Genomic DNA, 17,233 nt, shown 5'->3' on the forward strand with positions numbered 1-17,233 from the left:
TGCTAAGTCCATCGCGAGACATAGGCAAAGAAGCCCCTCGAAGAATCACTCGTCTTCGTGCGCTGCTACTGCGGCTTGGTGGCAGACGCGGCCGTCTTGTCTTGCTTCAAGGGAAGCACCAGGCGGACCGTCAAGCCTCCACCTTCAGTCTTATCTAGTGTTGCCTGCCCCGAATGTAAAGCCAGAATCGAAGCAATAATGGACAGGCCAAGGCCAGAACCACCCGAAGCGCGCGAGCGGGACACGTCCGTGCGGAAGAAGCGCTCGAACACGCGGTCACGGTCAGTCGCCGAAATGCCCGGCCCGTGGTCGCGAACCTCCACGACCGCATGGCCTTCTTGCTGGCCAATCGCAATCTCTACCGGAGAACCCTTAGGCGTATACCGGATGATGTTGCCAATCAGGTTGGTGAATACCTGGGTGATCTGGTCCTTGTCGGCCTCAATAATCAGACTGCTAGGCGCAGGCTCACCCTCGTTCATGCTGATCACGCTCACAACGCGCGATGCGTCCAATGCGCTCACGTCAAACAACGAATCGTGAGCCAGTTTTACGAGGTCAACCGGCTCCGGGTGAATCTCTGGCACCTCATCCAACCGGGCCAGGGTCAATAGGTCTTCAACCAGCTTTCCCATGCGAACCGACTCGTTCTCGATGCGCTGCATAACCTCTGGGACGCGCTCATCTGGCACGCCACCCATGCGGTAGAGCTCGCCATAACCGCGCAAAGCGGAGAGGGGAGTGCGCAACTCGTGGGATGCATCTGAAACGAAGCGACGCATGCGCTCTTCTGAACGCTGCTGCTGGGCAAACGAATTCTCAATCTGCGCAAGCATCACGTTCAAACTCTTCGCCAGCGAGCCAACCTCCGTCGATTCCGGCTCGGGGTCAACGCGCTGGGTTAAATCGCCCTCAGCGATCTGACCGGCCACGTACTCGATGCGGCGAAGCGGGAACAAAGATCTGCGAATCAAATAGTACGAGGCCATCGCGCCCACCACTACGATCAGCAGGCCAAGTAGAGAAAAGTATTGGGCCGAGTTCAGAATCGTCTCGGTGGTATTAGCAAGGGGGAGCGCAACGGTGACCACGCCGTAAGGCTTATCACCAACCGACACGGGCACGGCAACCGCGCGCCAATACGAATTGCTCTTCGAAGAGGGCACATTCACCGGCTTAGTCACCGCGTTAGGCGGCACAACCGAATCAAGCGCCAAAAGCGTCCCCGGGTTTGGAGTGCCGTAGCGCTGCGCCGTATCGGTAGCAATAGCCACCTGGCTTACCCCATCGGTTGACGTAAACCGAATGTAATAGTTTGAAGGCACGTCGGCCGGCACGCTGGCAATCACCGAACGAACCGTAGAGACAGCCAACTGCTTGCCCGTGCTCTCCAGCTCGCGGTCCACCTGGTTCACCAAATGCGCCTGCACGATGCCAACCATCACGGCTCCCGCAATCGTGAGGGCAACAGTGAGTAGCGAGGTGAACAAGATTACGAGTCTTGCTCTTAGGGTTGCCGAGAACCAAACCTCCCGCAGGGTCCTACGTGATTCGCACGACCTCATAATTAGGAGTTCTCAGGCCTCAACATGTACCCAACGCCCCGGCGCGTGTGGATCAAATCGCCAGAACTTCCCGGAACAGCGAGCTTGCGGCGCAGATAAGAAATGTAAGATTCCACAATCGCGGCTTCACCATCCCAGTCGTACTCCCACACGTGATCCAAAATCTGCATTTTTGACACCACGCGGCCCTCATTGATCATCAGGTAGCGCAAAAGCTTGAATTCGGTGGGGGATAGGTCAATCTCTTGACCTGCGCGCCGCACCTCGTGTGCGCCCTCATCCAGCTCCAGGTCCGCTATGCGAAGCACGTTGTCGTCATCGCCTGCCTTCGTTCGGCGCAAGATTGCACGGATACGAGCCACAACCTCCTCAAGACCAAACGGCTTAGTCACATAATCATCGCCGCCAACCGTGAGGCCCTCGATCTTGTCATCCATCTGATCACGAGCCGTCAAGAACAGTACGGGAGTGCGTGAACCAGACTCGCGAAGACGCCTCGTCACCGTAAAACCGTTCATATCTGGAAGCATCACGTCAAGCACGATCAGATCCGGATTCTCCGTAGTGGCTAAATGGAATGCGGACTTTCCATCCGAGGCTGTGAGCACCTCAAAACCGGCAAACCGCAACGATGACGCCAGCAGGTCAAGAATATTTAGTTCGTCATCAACCACCAGCAGACGCGCTTCAGCGCCCGTATCATCCACACTCATCTTCAAACCCATTTCTCCATCACATATCTGTTGCCTTAAGAATATCTGAACAGCACATGTAAAAACCCCTGCGAGCACAGCCGTGTAGCAACCAAAATGTCAGAACCTGTAACCTTGAACCTGAAAACGCTGCACGGCACAGACAGGTTAAACAAAATGAGCGAAGCGCAAAATACAGGGCAACTACCTCAGGGAGTGTTCCCCTTCCAACCTCCCAAAACACTCAGTGGTAACACCGAGGTGGTTGGTGAGAGCCCCTTCTTGCCCGCAGACGTGCAGTTCTACGGTGTTTCTCCTACTCTCGTAAAAGTGCGGGTTGTAAGCCTGCTCATTACGTTTGCCATCATGGTTATTCCCGGCATCGTCATGGCCATTCTTTTAACTAAGTGGATCTGGCTTTACGTTCTGGCCGTCGTTGCCCTTTTCGCGTGGCTTTTGTGGCTTGTTCCCCGGCAGGTGCGCGCCATCGGATACGCAGAAGCCGAATCTGACCTGCTTATCCGCTCGGGAATCATGTGGAAACAACTAACCGTTGTGCCCTACGGACGCCTGCAATACGTAGACGTATCCGAGGGGCCCATCGCGCGCGCCTTCGGCATCGCTACAGTGCAGCTGCACACGGCCTCGGCATCCACGGACGCATCTATCACCGGTCTGTCCGCAAAAGAAGCAGCGCGCCTGCGCACGAGTCTTGCCGAGCGCGGCGAATCTGAACTGGCAGGACTCTAAATGGCAAAGGAACGCAAAGAAACTGCCGTTGAAAGCGGCGTTGCAGAATCCGAGTGGAGGTCGCTGCACCCCGTCACGCCCCTAGCGAAAACCTGGGCCGTATTCGCAGCCTTCTTCGCTTTTGTCTTCTACCAGTTTGCCGACGTGCTTAAAGAGCTCACCACGCTGGGTTTACTCGAAACCTACGGGCCGGCGGTGGTGTTCCTCGTGATCGCGGCAGGCATCCTCGTGATCGTCATCGCGGCAGGAATCTACTCTTGGATTGCCTGGCGGAAAATGGGATTCGCAATCACTCATGACGCCGTGTACTACCGCGAAGGAATCCTCTTTCGCAGTCAACGCCACGCGCGACTAGACCGAATTCAGGCTGTAAACATCACGCACCCGTTGATTGGCCGCATTCTTGGCTTGGGGCGTATAGATATTGAGGTTGCTGGCGGCACGGACTCTAACTTCCAGCTGGGACTACTTAAAACGCGGCAGTTAGAGGACGTTCGCCGCGAAGTGCTGTCCGAGTCACGCACTGCAAAACTACGCAAAGCAGGGAAGCTAGATGCTGATACAGCAGCCGGTGTTCCCGGAAGCGAGGCCGGTGTAGTCTCGACCGCCTTGGAAAATGGTCAGGCAGGAATCGATCAGGCCCAAGGCCTTGGCGCGCCGGTAGACGATCTTGAGCAGATCATCTACAAGGTTCCGGCAGGCCGTCTTGCCGCGTCACTGGCGCTCAACATGGGGATTATCTTCTCTATTCTCGTGGGGTTGGCCATCGCCGCGGGTTCCATAATCGGCACTTTGGTAGAGGGCGCCTCTTTTGCCGCAATGATTCCCGTGCTTGTTGGTGGGTTCGCCTTGTTTGCCTACCCGTTCAACCAGTTTGCAAACAACTTCGGATTCACCGCATTTGTAACCCATGATGGTATTCGCGTCCGCTCAGGCCTTCTATCTACCCGCGCGCAAACCATTCCGGTGCAACGCATTCACGCAGTGACGGTTTCCCAGCCATTCTTCTGGCGCTTTTTTGGCTGGTACCGAGTCAAAATCGTGCAGGCCGGTTTCGCGGCGAACTCCCAAGACAAAGTGGAACACGACGTGCTGCTCCCCGTCGGTACGCGTGAAGAAATGCTCCAAGCCCTATGGATGGTCTACCCCGACCTTGGTGTTTCTAACCCAATTGAAACAATCATGTACGGCATTGAGGGCGAAGGTGAGATGCTTGGATTCAGCCAGAACCCGCAGCGCTCACGCCTGTTCGACCCGTTGGTTTGGCGCCGTCGTTCAATAAAGCTAACCGATGTGGCGATCCTGCTGCGAGACGGTTTCTTAACCCGATCATTCTCGGTCCTGACCTATGACCGCCTGCAGTCCACGCTAATCAGCCAAGGCCCGTGGGACCGCAAGAAAGACCTTGCTGGTATTCACTTCCACCTGGTTGAATCTGGTTTATACATTGAGCACCTGGACACCGCGCTTGCATCCAGTCTCTACGCTGAAATCACGCGCCGCGCCACCATCAGCCGCCAAAAGGAGAGCCAGGAAGCCTGGGCCGCTAGAGCCGTTCCCGGTGCCAGCCAGACTCACAGTGCTTACGAAAGCAGCGCGGCTGGTGGCGAGCCGGGTAACCTCGAGCAAAATGGGGGAGAGCATCAGTGAAAGCGGGGCGTTTTCGCGTAGGCATTATCGGCGCTGGCCGGGTAGGGCCAGTGATTGGGCGTGCCCTGCAACTCGTGGGCCACGAAATCATCGGCATCACCCGTTCCTCAAACCCGCAGCGCAACGATGCCGTTGAAGCGATCCTGGGCGCTGCTGTAATCGAACCGGATGAAGCGTGCGACGCCGACCTGGTAGTCATAGCTATTCCTGATGATCAGATCGAACCTCTCGTGCAAGGCTTAGCGAAACTAGGCTGCTTCCGTCCCGGCCAAGTCGTTATGCACACGAGCGGCGTGCACGGCATCGACGTGCTCGAAGCCGCGCAAGCCGCTGGGGCCCTGCCCATCGCCCTGCACCCCGCGATGACATTTACAGGCACCAGCTTGGACGTTGAGCGCCTGCAGATGTGCCCGGCGGCCATCACCGCAACTGCGGTTGCCCAACCCATCGCATCTGCCCTCGCGATGGAAATGGGTATGGAGCCGTGCGTGGTTGAAGAGGAAGACCGCACGCTCTACCACGCGGGACTTACTCACGGCGCCAACCATCTCGTCACCCTTGTTAACGAGGCCCTTTCTATCCTTGAGGCCGCCGGCATCGAAAACCCTGAACTTTATATTCGCCCGCTCCTAAATGCCGCCTTAGATCGCGCGCTCTCCGAAGGCGCGCACGGCCTGACAGGGCCCGTACGCCGCGCGGACACCGGCACCCTCAAAGATCACCAGAAGGCACTAACTGAGGCCGGTTTGAACTCGATCCTAGAGAGCTACAAGAATATGGCGCGAGCAACCGCTCACCTGGCCGGCGACAACCTGCTACTCAGCGAAAATCAGGTGCAAGCCGTCCTGCGGGCTCTAGGTGAGGGATAAAAGTGGCAAGTTGGCCACAAGTGGCCCTCCGGATTCGCGCCTAGCGCGCCCAAAGGAGCACAATAGTCGCAAAGGAGGCATCTTGGAACCACAAGTCGTAAAGACCCGCGAAGAACTACGAGCCGCACTAGCGAAACTGCCTGGAAGGCTCGGACTGGTCATGACTATGGGCGCGCTGCACGACGGGCACCTCAGCCTCGTTAAAGAGACCAAGAAACACGCTGACCACGTCATGGTCACCGTGTTTGTGAACCCCACTCAGTTCGCGCCCGGTGAAGATTTCGACAAGTATCCGCGCGACCTCGATGCTGACCTCAAAGCAGTTGCGAAGGTAGGTGCAGACATCGTGTTTGCACCCGCCGCTAAGGAAATGTATCCGGGTGAAGCCGCCGTCACTATCAACCCGGGTCCCACCGCAACGGTTCTGGAAGGCAAAACGCGGCCCACACATTTTGCGGGCGTACTGCTGGTAGTGCACAAAATGTTCAACCTCACCGGTGCGGATGTTGCCGTATTCGGTCAAAAGGATGCGCAGCAGCTGGCACTCATTCGCCAGATGGTTCGCGACCTCGACATGCCCATCCAAATCGTTGGCGCGCCCATCGTGCGCGGCGAGGACGGCCTAGCCCTTTCCTCGCGCAACGCCTACCTCTCCGATGCGGAGCACCAGCAGGCGCTGGCCCTCAGCGGCGCCCTCAAAGCCGGCAAACAAGCCAGTAACAGTGGGGCGAGCGCAAGCCAAATCAAGCAGGCTGCCCGCTGCGTCCTCGAAAACGCGGGCGTAAAAATTGGCTATGTAGAGCTGGTTGACCCAACCACATTCCAATCTGTAGAGGCTGGGGAAGCCGTGCTGGCCCTCGCCGCCTACGTTGGAAACACGCGCCTGATTGACAACACGATCTTGAACATTGGGGAGGCCTCCAATGGCTAACGAAATCTACCGCACGCTAATGAGCGGCAAGATTCACCGCGCCACCGTGACCGGCGCGGACCTCAACTACGTTGGGTCCATAACCGTCGATAAAACCCTGCTGGAAGCAGCCGGGATACTTGAAGGCGAACGCGTTGACATTGTGAACGTAACCAATGGAAACCGCCTTTCCACCTACACCATTAATGGCGAGGCTGGATCGGGAATCATCCAGCTAAACGGCGCCGCCGCGCACCTGACCGACCCCGGTGACATCGTCATCATCATCGCCTACCAGTCCGTGCCCGAATCCATGGCGCGAGGCTTCAAAGGCAAAGTTGTGTTGGTCGACAAAGACAACCGGATCATCAACCTCGGTTCGGACCCGGCGGGTGTTCCCGCCGGCCTCGAAAACGCTTCCGGTGGTGAAGGTCCGCTCGCGGCCCCAAACCGCGGCTAACCAGGCGGCTCTGAAACGCGGATAAGCTGTCTACCCTAGTAGCGCTCGACGCCCTTCGAACTTGAGCGCTCGTGAGCGCGCGAAACGTGATATTAGCCCACTATTTCCCGCATGTAGCGCCCCTTTAGTACGATGGGGACGTGGAAAAGAACAACGAGTCGTCTGAAATTCAAGAAGCCCCCGAGCAGTTTCGTGTTCGCGCCGAAAAACGTGCGCGCATGCTCGCAGAGGGAACCGATCCCTACCCGGTAGAACTGCCCATCACCAGCACCATCAAGAAGGTGCGGGAGGAGTTCGACCACCTCGAAATCGACGAGCAGTCACCCGCGCCCGTGGGCGTCGCTGGCCGCGTTATGTTTATTCGCGGCTCCGGCAAGCTCCAGTTCGTTGTCATCCAAGATGGCGAGGGCAACCGCATTCAGGTGATGCTCTCCGCTAAAGAGGTGGGTAGCGACTCGCTAAAGGAATTCAAGGCAAACGTAGACCTTGGCGATCACCTGTTTGTACACGGGCCGGCAATGCGTTCACGCCGCGGCGAGCTCTCCATTTTCGCTCAGCCGAGTGAGGACGCTCCCGCGTGGCGTATCACCTCGAAGGCGCTACGGCCACTGCCGAAGACGTTCACGACGGATGCCGGCGAAGAGATGAGCCTTTCAGAGGAGGCTCGTATCCGCCAGCGTCACCTCGACATGATTTTGCGTCCGGCTGCTCGCGAGATGGTGCGCACGCGCGCGGACGTTGTGTGGTCGCTACGCGACTACTTCCACCGCGAGGGATTCTTGGAGATCGAAACTCCGATGCTCCAAAACATTCACGGTGGCGCGGCCGCCCGCCCGTTCCAAACCCACATGAACGCCTACGACACGGAGCTTTACTTGCGTATTGCGCCGGAACTGTTCTTGAAGCGCGCAGTGGTTGGCGGTGTGGAAAAGGTTTTTGAAATCAACCGTAACTTCCGAAATGAGGGCGCGGACTCCTCGCACTCTCCGGAGTTCACCATGCTTGAAGCCTACGAGGCCTACGGCACGTACAACACGATGGCTGCCCGCACTCGTGACTTCATTCAGAAGGCCGCGCGGGACGTGTTTGGTACCGAGAAGGTAACGCTTGCCGACGGCTCCGAATACGACCTTTCTGGACAGTGGGATGAGATTTCACTTTACGAGGTGGTCTCGGAAGCCGTAAAGGAAGAAATCACGCCAGAAACAGAGCTTTCCCGCCTTGTGAAGCTGGCAGAGGAACGCGGAATTGCTGTTCCGGATCACGCTGTGGCGGGCAAGGTAGTGGAAGAGATCTTTGAGCATGAAGTTGGCGATCACTTGTGGGCGCCGACGTTTGTGCGCGACTACCCGGTGGATACGTCCCCGTTGGTTCGCCAGCACCGCAGCCTGCCTGGCCGCGTGGAGAAGTGGGACCTGTACGTTCGCGGTTTTGAGCTAGCCACCGCCTACTCCGAGCTGGTTGACCCGGTTATTCAGCGTGAGCGCTTTGAAGCCCAGGCGCTTGCCGCGGCAAACGGAGACCCGGAAGCGATGGTTCTTGACGAAGACTTCCTGCAGGCCATGGAACAGGGCATGCCGCCCACGGGTGGTATGGGCATGGGCCTCGACCGCCTGCTGATGGCGCTAACGGGATACGGAATCCGCGAAACCATCACGTTCCCGTTAGTAAAGCGCATCGAGAACTGACTGTAAGTTAGCTCATACGCAATCGGCATCACGTTTTCATTGGCCAGAGCACTACAATGCTTGGTATCAAAGCCAAGATGTTAGGCGAGCAGAAAGCTCGTAAGCAAAGACGCGTGCAAGCGCGAAGCGCAGGATTTTACCCGGCACGAATGGCCCTGCTTGGGCTGGGCATAGCGATTTCGGTTGGAACCGTATTGCTTATGCTCCCCGTGGCAAGGTCTGGCGCTCCCATGTGGCCAGGAAATGTGCCGGTGGCAGTTGCCGGCCCCTCCATTGCAGGAGGGGCGCCGCTGTCTGTAGCTCTATTCACCGCAACCTCGGCCACCTGTGTAACTGGCCTTATCGTGGTGGATACGGCCACATACTGGAGTACATTCGGCCACGCAGTGATCGCAATACTCATTGAGGTCGGCGGCCTGGGGGCGATGACGTTCGCTGCCCTCCTCGCCGTATACGTGGCGCACCGCCTGAGTTTGAGCCAACGCCTCGTGGTCGCTCAAATCACCGGCGCCCTCACAATGTCAGACATGCGCGGATTCGTAAGACGTATCGTGCGCATGGCCCTCATCGTGCAGGTAGTTCTTGCGATCCCGCTGGTAATCGACTTCTACGCGCGCTCCAAATCGCTGGGGGAGGCGTTGCAGTGGGGCACATTCTTCTCCATTTCCGCGTTTAATAATGCCGGCTTCTCTTTGGAAACCGACAGTTTGATCCCGTTTGCTACAGACCCGTTCATAATCTTGCCAATCTCAATTCTGATTGTGATTGGAGGCCTCGGATTCCCGGTTCTGGCTGAAATTGTGCACGCATGCAAAACGAGGAGGAAGAGGAGATGGCCGTGGTCTCTTAACGCGCGCCTAGTGGTGCACGGAACTATTGGCCTCATTCTTACCGGTTGGCTACTTATCACGCTACTTGAGTGGAACAACCTTTCACAAACGGGCCAGTACAGCGTTGCAGATAGGCTTCTCATCACCCTGTTCACGGCAATCTCGCCACGCACAGCCGGCTTCAACTCGATGGATATAGCGACGCAAAGTGACGTCACCTGGCTGGTCACCGACATTCTCATGTTTATTGGGGCAGGCCCGGCTGGAACCGCAGGTGGCGTGAAGATTACGACCATGCTGGTGCTCGTCTTTTTAGTTCTGACCGAAATTAGGGCAGGCCAGGCCGTGCAATTGTTTGGCTCGCGCATCGGCCGCTCCACTCAGCGTGCAGCGATTACGGTGCTGATGATTGCGTTTAGCCTAGTTGTAGGAGCTACCGCCATGATCATGGTGCTCACGCCCTGGGGAATGGATCCGGTGTTGTATGAAGTCATATCCGCGCTGAGCACGGTGGGCCTAACAACAGGGATCACTCCGCAGTTGCCTATTGCGGCGCAACTGATTATTTGCGCGCTCATGTTCTTTGGGCGAGTGGGGCCCGTGGCAGTTGCAACAGTCTTAACTATTCGACCCGATACGAAGCTTTATGAGCTTCCTAAGGAAAGGCCAATCATTGGTTAGTTTTTCATTCCTCCCGCGAGTTCGTGCAGGAGAAGCTGGCGATGTTGCCATCATCGGCCTGGGACGCTTTGGAACGGCAATGGGTGAGGAGCTCGTTGCATCTGGCGTGCAGGTGCTTGGAATAGACAAGGATACGGACGTAGTCCAGGCAATGAGGGGGCGTTTCACACAGGTGGTGAAAGCTGACGCGTCCAGTGTTGAGGCGCTACAGCAACTGGGCGTCGATGAGTTCCAAACTGCCGTGGTTGCAATCGGAGAGAACTTGGCATCCTCCATCCTCGTCGCATCCGCATTGTTGCAGCTGGATGGGCCAGAAATTTGGGCGAAGGCGGCAACTGCGCAACAGGCGGAGATCTTCCGGCAGCTGGGAATAAAACATGTTTTTGAGCCGGAGAAGAACATGGGGCAGAGGGCCGCACACCTGATTACGCGCAGGCTTTCAGACTTTTTTGACCTCGGAAATGGGTTTGCTCTGGCAACGGCTACTGTCCCCGAAAAAGTGGGCGGGAAACTGGTGAGCGAAACACGTTTCAGGTCCGGGCACGGGGTCACCTTGATTGGCATTCGGCAAGAGGATGGGACGTGGGAGCAGGTTTCGCCTGACACCAGGCTGGTTGCGGGGCAAACCGTTTTGGCCGCAGGCCCGTCCAACAACCTCGAGATCGCGTTTGCTTAATCCGCCGCTGGTTTTGAAACCTCGGGTAGGCGAGAAGCTGCAAACACTCCCGCAAAACCAACGAGTGCCAGGAAAATCAGTGCAGGCGAAGCACCCCACATTGTGAGCGCGCCTGAGACCAAACCCACTAGAAGTAAGATGATGCCCATGAGTGTGTTCGCGGCTCCCACGTACCGTGTCCGCACGTCCGACTCGGCCATGTCAACGATGTAGGTCTTGCGCGCCACTCGCACCAAAATATGAGCGAGGTTGAGGGCAAAGAACGAGGTCGGCAGGATCCACGTTAGGGCAGTTTGGGGCCCAAAATGAACTGCAGCGAGGGTGAGCAAAATGATTGCGGAGGCCGCCCCCGCTCCAATGGACATGGTGTTCTTTGAGGACTTGTCAGAAAATTTGCCGGAAATTCGCCCGCCAAGAAGTGCGGAAAGTCCGGACGCAACCAGGAACAGGCCAAGCCCTGTGATGTCGCTGCCCACCTCTTGCGAGAGCAGGACGATAAAAGCTGTTGAAAGCGCCGATACGAGCAGCAGTGAACGCACAATCACGAAGTTGCGGAAGTCCTTTTGGTCGCGGAACAGTTCCCAGGTGTCTTTCCACCACGCTTTGTCGAGGCCCCCTCCATCGGCATCCGGATCGATTGGCTCATCAATCTTGTTGAACACCAGGGCGGCCAGGAACCAGATGAGTCCGGAAAGCAGAATGAGAATTACGAGGGAGCTAGGCTTTTGTAACGCTGGCGTGAGGGAGATGCTAAGGCCAATCACGAGCGAGACGAGGCCGCCGATAGCGGCTGAGCGTCCGGTGATGAGTCCGCGTTTGCCCTTGTCCACGATCCGGCCCTGCACGTCCTTTGAAGCGATCGAGCAAAGGGAACGGAAAGTAGCGAAGACAGCGAGTAGTAGGAGGAAGGCGAGGCCAAGAGCTAAGCCTTCGAGGAACGCCGCGACAACTGCCATGAGCAGGGCGGCTACGCCCTGGCCGATCGCTCCAATCACCCAGATGCTCTTGCGCCGCTTGTGTCCGATAACCCACGGGGTGAACGCGGCCTGAGGGAGCATGGAGAGGGATTCGCGCACGGGTACGAGCATGGCGATTGCAAAGCCGGGCGCTCCGTCGGCCTGCAGTATCCACGGCAAAACAGTTTTTGCGGCGATAACCTGGTCGCCAATATTTTGCAGGGCGTTCGCGCCAATGAACCTGTTTACGTTGGACCTTTCGGTCTTTTCATCTTCTGCCACGTGCCACCTTCCTCGCTCGGCTTCCACCTTATGAAACCTGGCTGAGGCCGGCTAATAAGGGTAACCAAAGTGAACCTGCCTAGCCGTGCGATGCCAGCGCGATTAGGCTGGTATTAAAACGGTTAGGAGAAATCCATGGATCTGCAAATCAGTGGGAAAGTTGCGTTCGTTGCGGCCTCGACGTCCGGGCTGGGTAGGGCGAGCACACTGGCGCTTGCTGCGGAAGGCGCGCATGTTTGCGTTACGGGCCGCACTGCAAAGGCTCGCGAGGAAGTTGTTAAGCAGATTCGCGAGGCCGGCGGAGTTGCACTAGAGGTGCCGCTAGATGTTGAGGATGCCACCTCCATTGAACAGGCCATCAGCACGTGCGAGCGCGAGCTGGGGCCGGTTAGCATCCTGGTATTGAATGGGCCGGGGCCGAAGCCAGCTTCTCCCTCAACGATCACGAGTGAGGATGTTGCAGGAGCCGCTGCGCGCCTTATTGAACCGCACGTGCGCATGGTTAATCGGGTTTTGCCCGGAATGCGTGAGCGCGGTTGGGGCAGGATTATTGCAATCGGATCCACCGCGGTGGTTACCCCCTCTCAGCAGCTGGTGCTCTCAACTATTGGCCGCCAAGGGTTGGCGGGATACTTGAAGGCTCTGTCCCAAGAGGTGGGCGGGGATGGCGTCACGGTGAACATGGTTCATCCAGGCCGCATCTTGACGCCGCGTATCGACCAGCTTGACCAAGACGCCGCTACCCGCGAGGGCGTGAGCGCCGCAGATGTTCGCGAGCGGTTTGAACAGACCATTCCGGTGAAACGCCTGGGAGATCCGGCCGAGCTGGGCGCCGCGGTCGCGTTCCTCGCTTCGCAGCAGGCGGCTTACATTACGGGCACCGCTGTTCGCCTTGATGGGGGAGCAACGCCCGTCCTGTAGCGGGCTAAACTACCCGCACGTCGCTACAGTACTTGCGCAGGTTCTCAACGTCCTTGGAAGATGCGCGAGTGGTGGTGAAAATGGTTGTGAACTCCTCGAGTGATGCGGTGCGTTGCCAGGCGGCGCGCGAGAACTTGTTGTGATCAAGCATCAACACCTTGCGGTGTGAAGCCCCCAGTATTGCCCGCTTCATGTTGACCACGAAGTCTTTCGGGTTGTAGATCGCGCCTGCCCAAACAGCGGCATCTGACATGAATGAGATGTCGGCGCGGAAGTCTTTAACCATCTCGGTAGCATGTGTTCCATAGAACGAGTCGGCCCAGTTCATGTAGTTGCCACCCAGCAGGATTAGCTGGATCGAGTGCACTTCGCTAAATTCGCGCGCCACATAAAGCGAGTTAGTGATGATGGTGAGTGACTTTATGTGTTTCAAGATCGGTATCAGGGGCATGTTGGTTGTGGAATCGTCGAGGATAATTACGTCGCCGGGTGAAACAAGTTTTGCTGCCGCATGTGCAAGGGTGCGCTTCTCGTCCAACTGACGTTTGGCCCGCACGGCTGCGGGAAGTTCGGCAGTGGACGGGGCGATCGCGCGCAAGAATCCTTTTGAACGGATGACGATTCCTTGATTTTCCAAGGTTTGCGCGTCTCGGTATGCGGTGGCGGTAGATACGTGGAGGGCGTTCGCAATCTGCTCGATGTGCAGTTCGCCCAGCTCAAAAAGTGTGTCGGTTATCCACTCGCGCCGGCTGGGTGGGTCTGACCAGTCGGATTTTGTGGGGGCCAGAGTAGGTTTTGCATCTGAAGGCATGCGACAATCCTTGCGAAAAATGATGTGACTTGACTTAAGAATATCTAAAACCTGAGCTGACTTTGCATTGTTTTCTCATTATTTTGAGAAAAACCGCAAATGTATTGATAAAAAACGGCTTTCATTCTACTCTGACTGTGGTGAGCGACATTGGGGTTGCTCGGTTTAGGGAGGAAAGCTGTGCAAGAAGTTGTTATCGGCGTGGATGGCGGCACTACAGCAGTAAAGGCTGTGGCATTTGATCTGCACGGAAAGATTTTGGCAACGCATCACGAGGCTGTTCCGGTTCAGTACGGGGACAACGGTGAAGCTGAGCAGGACATGAATCAGATTTGGGAGGCCGTGGCTACGTGCTTGCGCGAAGTTGCAAGCGAGGTTAGGGACTCCAAGATCGTTGGTATCGGTCTTACCGGCCAGGGCGATGGTGCATGGCTGATTGATGAGGCCGGCGAGCCGGTGCGTCCGGCCGCGAACTGGTTGGATGGACGCGCCGCAGAGCGCGTGAAGCAGTGGGACGAGGACGGCCGCGCTGCAAAGGTACTAGAGGTTACGGGTACAACTACGTTTGGCGGCCTGTTCCCGGTGCTGATCGAGGAGCTGGCGGCTACGCAGCCCGATGTGGTGGCCCGCGCAACTACGCATTTGAACTGTAAGGACTGGATCCGGTTTAAGCTCACCGGTGAGCGTTTAACCGACTACACGGAGGCCTCGCGCTCGTTCTTGGACGTGCGTACAACCGACGGGTTCAGCGCAGAACTTGCTAAAGATCTAGGTCTTGAGGAATACGCAAGGCTGCTCCCCGAGATTCACCGCGCGGACGGCAAGGCGGTGCCCCTCAGTGAAGAGGCGGCGCGTGAAACCGGTATTCCCGCGGGCACTCCGGTTGGCGTGGGCATGATCGACGTTGCGGTAACCGGCATGGGTCTGGGCGCCCTCGAAAATGGTGATTCGTGGTTGATTCTTGGCACCACCGCTTTTGTGGGAACGCTACTGCCGTCGGTTAGTGAGCGCCGCTCTGACCTGTCGATGGTGCTTGCTACTGGCAACGGCAAGCAGGTGCTCGAGTTCATGGCTCCCATGACGGGCACGCCCAACCTCGACTGGATTCGCAAGGTTTTGGGTCTGGAAGAAAATAGCTGGACCGAACTTGAAAAACTTGCCCGCATGTCGAAGCCGGGCGCTTCCGGCGTGGTGTACTTGCCCTACGCTTCACCCGGTGGCGAGCGCGCCCCCTTCCTCGATACGAACGCGTCGGCCTCGTGGGCGGGAATGTCGCTCACGTCGAGCACCGAAGACATTTTGCGTTCCGTGTACGAGGGCGTGGCGTTCTCCCTCGTTGAGTGCATTAACACGCTGCAGATCCACTCTGACCTGGTGGTCTCTGGCGGCGGCTTCCGCTCCGACCTCATCTGCGAGATCCTGGCGGACGCCACCGGGCAGACAGTTGTGCGCCAAGACGCGCCCGAGGCTGGCGCTCGCGGAGCCGCAGTTTTGGCCCTGGTTTCCGCCGGCCGCTTTGACACTGTGGAGGAAGCGTCGGAGGCTCTGCGCACCTCGCTAGAGACCTTCGAGCCGGACCCGGCAAAGTACGAGGCGTACAAGAAGTCGCATGAAGTATTCGTGAAGACGCGCCAGGCTCTGCAGCCGGTGTGGCCTGAAATGCGCGAATTGCGTCGCAACAATGGTGAAAGGAGCGAGGCGTGAAAGTTCTACTCGCATCAGACCAGTTTTTAAGGGACGACATTTTGAAGGAGGCGCTACTGCGTGAGCTTCCCGACGCGGAAGTTTCTTCGATTGCCTCCACCTGGCCCGTGCCCCCATTCCATAACGTGGGTGAGGTTCGCGAGGCCCTCGGTGACGAGGACGAACTAATCGAAGCGCTCCAAGGCGTTGACGTGGCGTTCTCGCACACCTTCCCGTTTACCGAAAAAGTGATTTCTTCTTGCCCGGACTTGAAGATGATCACCATTTGTCGAGGTGGGCCGGTAAACGTAAACATTGATGCCGCAACCAAACACGGGGTGCTCGTCAGTTACGCACCGGGCCGCAACGCGGTAGCAACCGCGGAGCACACTGTCGCCCTGATTCTGGCTGCTGCTCGTCAGATCGCGCAGCGCCACATGGAGGTTGTGGGCGGCCAGTGGAGGTCGGACTACTACATCTTCGACAACGTGGGGCCCGAGATCGGATCTTCAACCGTTGGTGTCATTGGTTACGGCAACGTCGGTAGGCGAGTGGCCAACATTATTGCCGCATTCGGTGGCAAGGTGCTGGTTTACGATCCGTGGACCAAGGATCGCAGCGGGGCGGACAACATTGAGTTCGTAGACGATCTCGAGGACCTGCTGGGGGCCTCCAATATCGTCACGCTTCACGTGCGCGAATCAAAGGAAAATACGCGCATGATGAACGCGGAAAAGTTTGCCCTCATGCCGGAAAGCTCGATCTTCATCAATGCTGCCCGCGGAACGCTGGTTGATTACGACGACCTCGCGGATGCGCTTGATTCTGGTCACCTGTTTGCCGCGGCACTGGACTGCTTGCCAGAAGAGCCCATGCCTACAGACCACAGGCTGCTCAAGACGCCTGGAATCACGTTTACCCCGCACCTAGCGGGCGCTTCCAAGAATGCTTCCATTCTTGCCGCCAAGATCGGCGCGGCAGACATCGCCGCATTCGCTCGCGGTGAAACTCCCGCCCACGTTGCCAACCCGGATGTTCTCAGAAAGTAGGAAATCATGCTTCTAGAAGAAGTACGCAAAGAAATCGTTGAAACATGCCTGTTCATGCAGGCCGAGAAGCTCATTGTAGGCACCGCTGGCAATGTGTCTGTGCGCGTAGATGACCTCGTTGCCATCTCTCCCTCGGGCGTTCCTTATGAAGAAATGACCGCCGAGGACGTGGTGGTTACGGACATGGAGGGTAATATCGTAGATGGCAAGCTCAAGCCGTCCTCGGAACTGCCCCTTCACCTCAACATTTACAAGTCCACGGATGCGCTGGCTGTCACGCACAACCACGCTCCGGCTTCGACTGCGCTCGGCTTGGTGGTCGATGAAATCCCCACCTCGCACTACTACAGTGCGATGTTTGGCGGCCCGATCCGTGTGGCTCCCTACGCGGGCTTCGGCTCTGACGACTTGGCAATCAACGTAACCAAGGCACTTGAAGGTCGCACTGCAGCGCTCATGAAGAACCACGGCGCTATCACCATTGGCCCTAGCTTGAAGAAGGCCGTAAACGGTCTGCCGCTACTCGAATACATTTGCGAGATTCAGTTGCGCGCACTCTCAACGGGTCTGCCCGTGGCGCTGCTCTCTGAGAAGCAGATGCACGATGCGGGAGTTGGCATGGCCGACTACGGCAAACAGCCCGCGCGAGACAAGGACTAGCCCGGCAAACTCAGGTGTAACCTAACGCCTAGTTGAGATAGGGCGCGGCCCCGATTTGAATTGTCTCCTGAAAGTTAGACAGTTTAATAGTAGGGGTTCT

The 17,233-nt window shown here is 57.5% G+C and carries 16 protein-coding genes; 12 read left to right on the forward strand and 4 right to left on the reverse strand.

Going from position 1 to position 17,233, the window contains the following annotated elements; translation table 11 throughout:
* Positions 1–65: 65 nt before the first annotated feature.
* Together HMPREF2891_RS05585 and HMPREF2891_RS05590 are read right to left on the reverse strand one after the other, a co-directional pair.
* Positions 66–1,490 carry a sensor histidine kinase gene (locus tag HMPREF2891_RS05585; protein WP_315940656.1) on the reverse strand — a complete coding sequence of 475 codons (1,425 nt, stop codon included), beginning with the start codon at positions 1,488–1,490 and terminating at the stop codon, positions 66–68.
* A gap of 77 nt (positions 1,491–1,567) precedes the next feature.
* Positions 1,568–2,290 (reverse strand): response regulator transcription factor, encoded by a 723-nt coding sequence (locus tag HMPREF2891_RS05590; protein WP_070664308.1) that lies wholly within the window; start codon positions 2,288–2,290, stop codon positions 1,568–1,570.
* A gap of 144 nt (positions 2,291–2,434) precedes the next feature.
* On the opposite strand from HMPREF2891_RS05590, the gene HMPREF2891_RS05595 reads away from it, so the two are divergent.
* The 8 genes from HMPREF2891_RS05595 (at position 2,435) to HMPREF2891_RS05630 (ending at position 10,771) form a co-directional block, all read left to right on the forward strand.
* A complete protein-coding gene (locus HMPREF2891_RS05595) occupies positions 2,435–3,007 on the forward strand; it encodes a PH domain-containing protein (protein ID WP_083311275.1) in 573 nt (190 codons plus the stop codon).
* Positions 3,008–4,657 (forward strand): PH domain-containing protein, encoded by a 1,650-nt coding sequence (locus HMPREF2891_RS05600; protein ID WP_070664310.1) that lies wholly within the window; start codon positions 3,008–3,010, stop codon positions 4,655–4,657.
* Positions 4,654–5,526, forward strand: a complete 873-nt coding sequence (locus tag HMPREF2891_RS05605) for a Rossmann-like and DUF2520 domain-containing protein (RefSeq protein WP_070664312.1) — start codon at positions 4,654–4,656, stop codon at positions 5,524–5,526. The genes HMPREF2891_RS05600 and HMPREF2891_RS05605 overlap by 4 nt, the downstream gene beginning before the upstream one ends.
* Positions 5,527–5,608: 82 nt before the next feature.
* Entirely contained in the window at positions 5,609–6,457 is an 849-nt protein-coding gene (panC, locus tag HMPREF2891_RS05610; RefSeq protein WP_070664314.1) for a pantoate--beta-alanine ligase, read from the forward strand.
* On the forward strand, positions 6,450–6,896 hold the full coding sequence (panD, locus tag HMPREF2891_RS05615) for an aspartate 1-decarboxylase (protein ID WP_083311273.1): 447 nt from the start codon (positions 6,450–6,452) through the stop codon (positions 6,894–6,896). The genes panC and panD overlap by 8 nt, the downstream gene beginning before the upstream one ends.
* Positions 6,897–7,036: 140 nt before the next feature.
* Entirely contained in the window at positions 7,037–8,584 is a 1,548-nt protein-coding gene (lysS, locus tag HMPREF2891_RS05620) for a lysine--tRNA ligase (protein ID WP_070620800.1), read from the forward strand.
* 56 nt (positions 8,585–8,640) lie between these two features.
* A complete protein-coding gene (locus HMPREF2891_RS05625; protein ID WP_083311274.1) occupies positions 8,641–10,095 on the forward strand; it encodes a TrkH family potassium uptake protein in 1,455 nt (484 codons plus the stop codon).
* Entirely contained in the window at positions 10,088–10,771 is a 684-nt protein-coding gene (locus tag HMPREF2891_RS05630; protein WP_070620797.1) for a potassium channel family protein, read from the forward strand. Before HMPREF2891_RS05625 ends, HMPREF2891_RS05630 begins: the two co-directional genes overlap by 8 nt.
* Here the strand turns inward: HMPREF2891_RS05630 and HMPREF2891_RS05635 are convergent.
* Positions 10,768–12,009 (reverse strand): MFS transporter, encoded by a 1,242-nt coding sequence (locus HMPREF2891_RS05635; RefSeq protein ID WP_070664316.1) that lies wholly within the window; start codon positions 12,007–12,009, stop codon positions 10,768–10,770. The two genes, HMPREF2891_RS05630 and HMPREF2891_RS05635, sit on opposite strands and share 4 nt — an antisense overlap.
* A gap of 135 nt (positions 12,010–12,144) precedes the next feature.
* Between HMPREF2891_RS05635 and HMPREF2891_RS05640 the strand changes: the two genes are divergently transcribed.
* A complete protein-coding gene (locus HMPREF2891_RS05640) occupies positions 12,145–12,930 on the forward strand; it encodes an SDR family oxidoreductase (RefSeq protein WP_070620789.1) in 786 nt (261 codons plus the stop codon).
* A 4-nt stretch (positions 12,931–12,934) separates the two neighbouring features.
* Here the strand turns inward: HMPREF2891_RS05640 and HMPREF2891_RS05645 are convergent, their stop codons facing one another.
* Positions 12,935–13,741 carry a DeoR/GlpR family DNA-binding transcription regulator gene (locus tag HMPREF2891_RS05645; protein ID WP_070664318.1) on the reverse strand — a complete coding sequence of 269 codons (807 nt, stop codon included), beginning with the start codon at positions 13,739–13,741 and terminating at the stop codon, positions 12,935–12,937.
* A 180-nt stretch (positions 13,742–13,921) separates the two neighbouring features.
* Between HMPREF2891_RS05645 and HMPREF2891_RS05650 the strand changes: the two genes are divergently transcribed.
* The 3 genes from HMPREF2891_RS05650 to HMPREF2891_RS05660 are packed head-to-tail and all read left to right on the forward strand — an operon-like array spanning position 13,922 to position 17,133.
* Positions 13,922–15,445: an FGGY-family carbohydrate kinase gene (locus tag HMPREF2891_RS05650; protein WP_070664320.1), complete on the forward strand. Its 1,524-nt coding sequence runs from the start codon at positions 13,922–13,924 to the stop codon at positions 15,443–15,445.
* Positions 15,442–16,473 carry a 2-hydroxyacid dehydrogenase gene (locus HMPREF2891_RS05655; RefSeq protein ID WP_070664322.1) on the forward strand — a complete coding sequence of 344 codons (1,032 nt, stop codon included), beginning with the start codon at positions 15,442–15,444 and terminating at the stop codon, positions 16,471–16,473. The genes HMPREF2891_RS05650 and HMPREF2891_RS05655 overlap by 4 nt, the downstream gene beginning before the upstream one ends.
* Positions 16,474–16,479: 6 nt before the next feature.
* Entirely contained in the window at positions 16,480–17,133 is a 654-nt protein-coding gene (locus HMPREF2891_RS05660; RefSeq protein WP_070620778.1) for a class II aldolase/adducin family protein, read from the forward strand.
* The last annotated feature ends 100 nt before the right edge of the window (positions 17,134–17,233 follow it).

Origin of the sequence: Actinomyces sp. HMSC065F11 (genome assembly GCF_001813085.1) — a bacterium.
GTDB classification, from domain to species: Bacteria; Actinomycetota; Actinomycetes; order Actinomycetales; family Actinomycetaceae; genus Gleimia; species Gleimia europaea.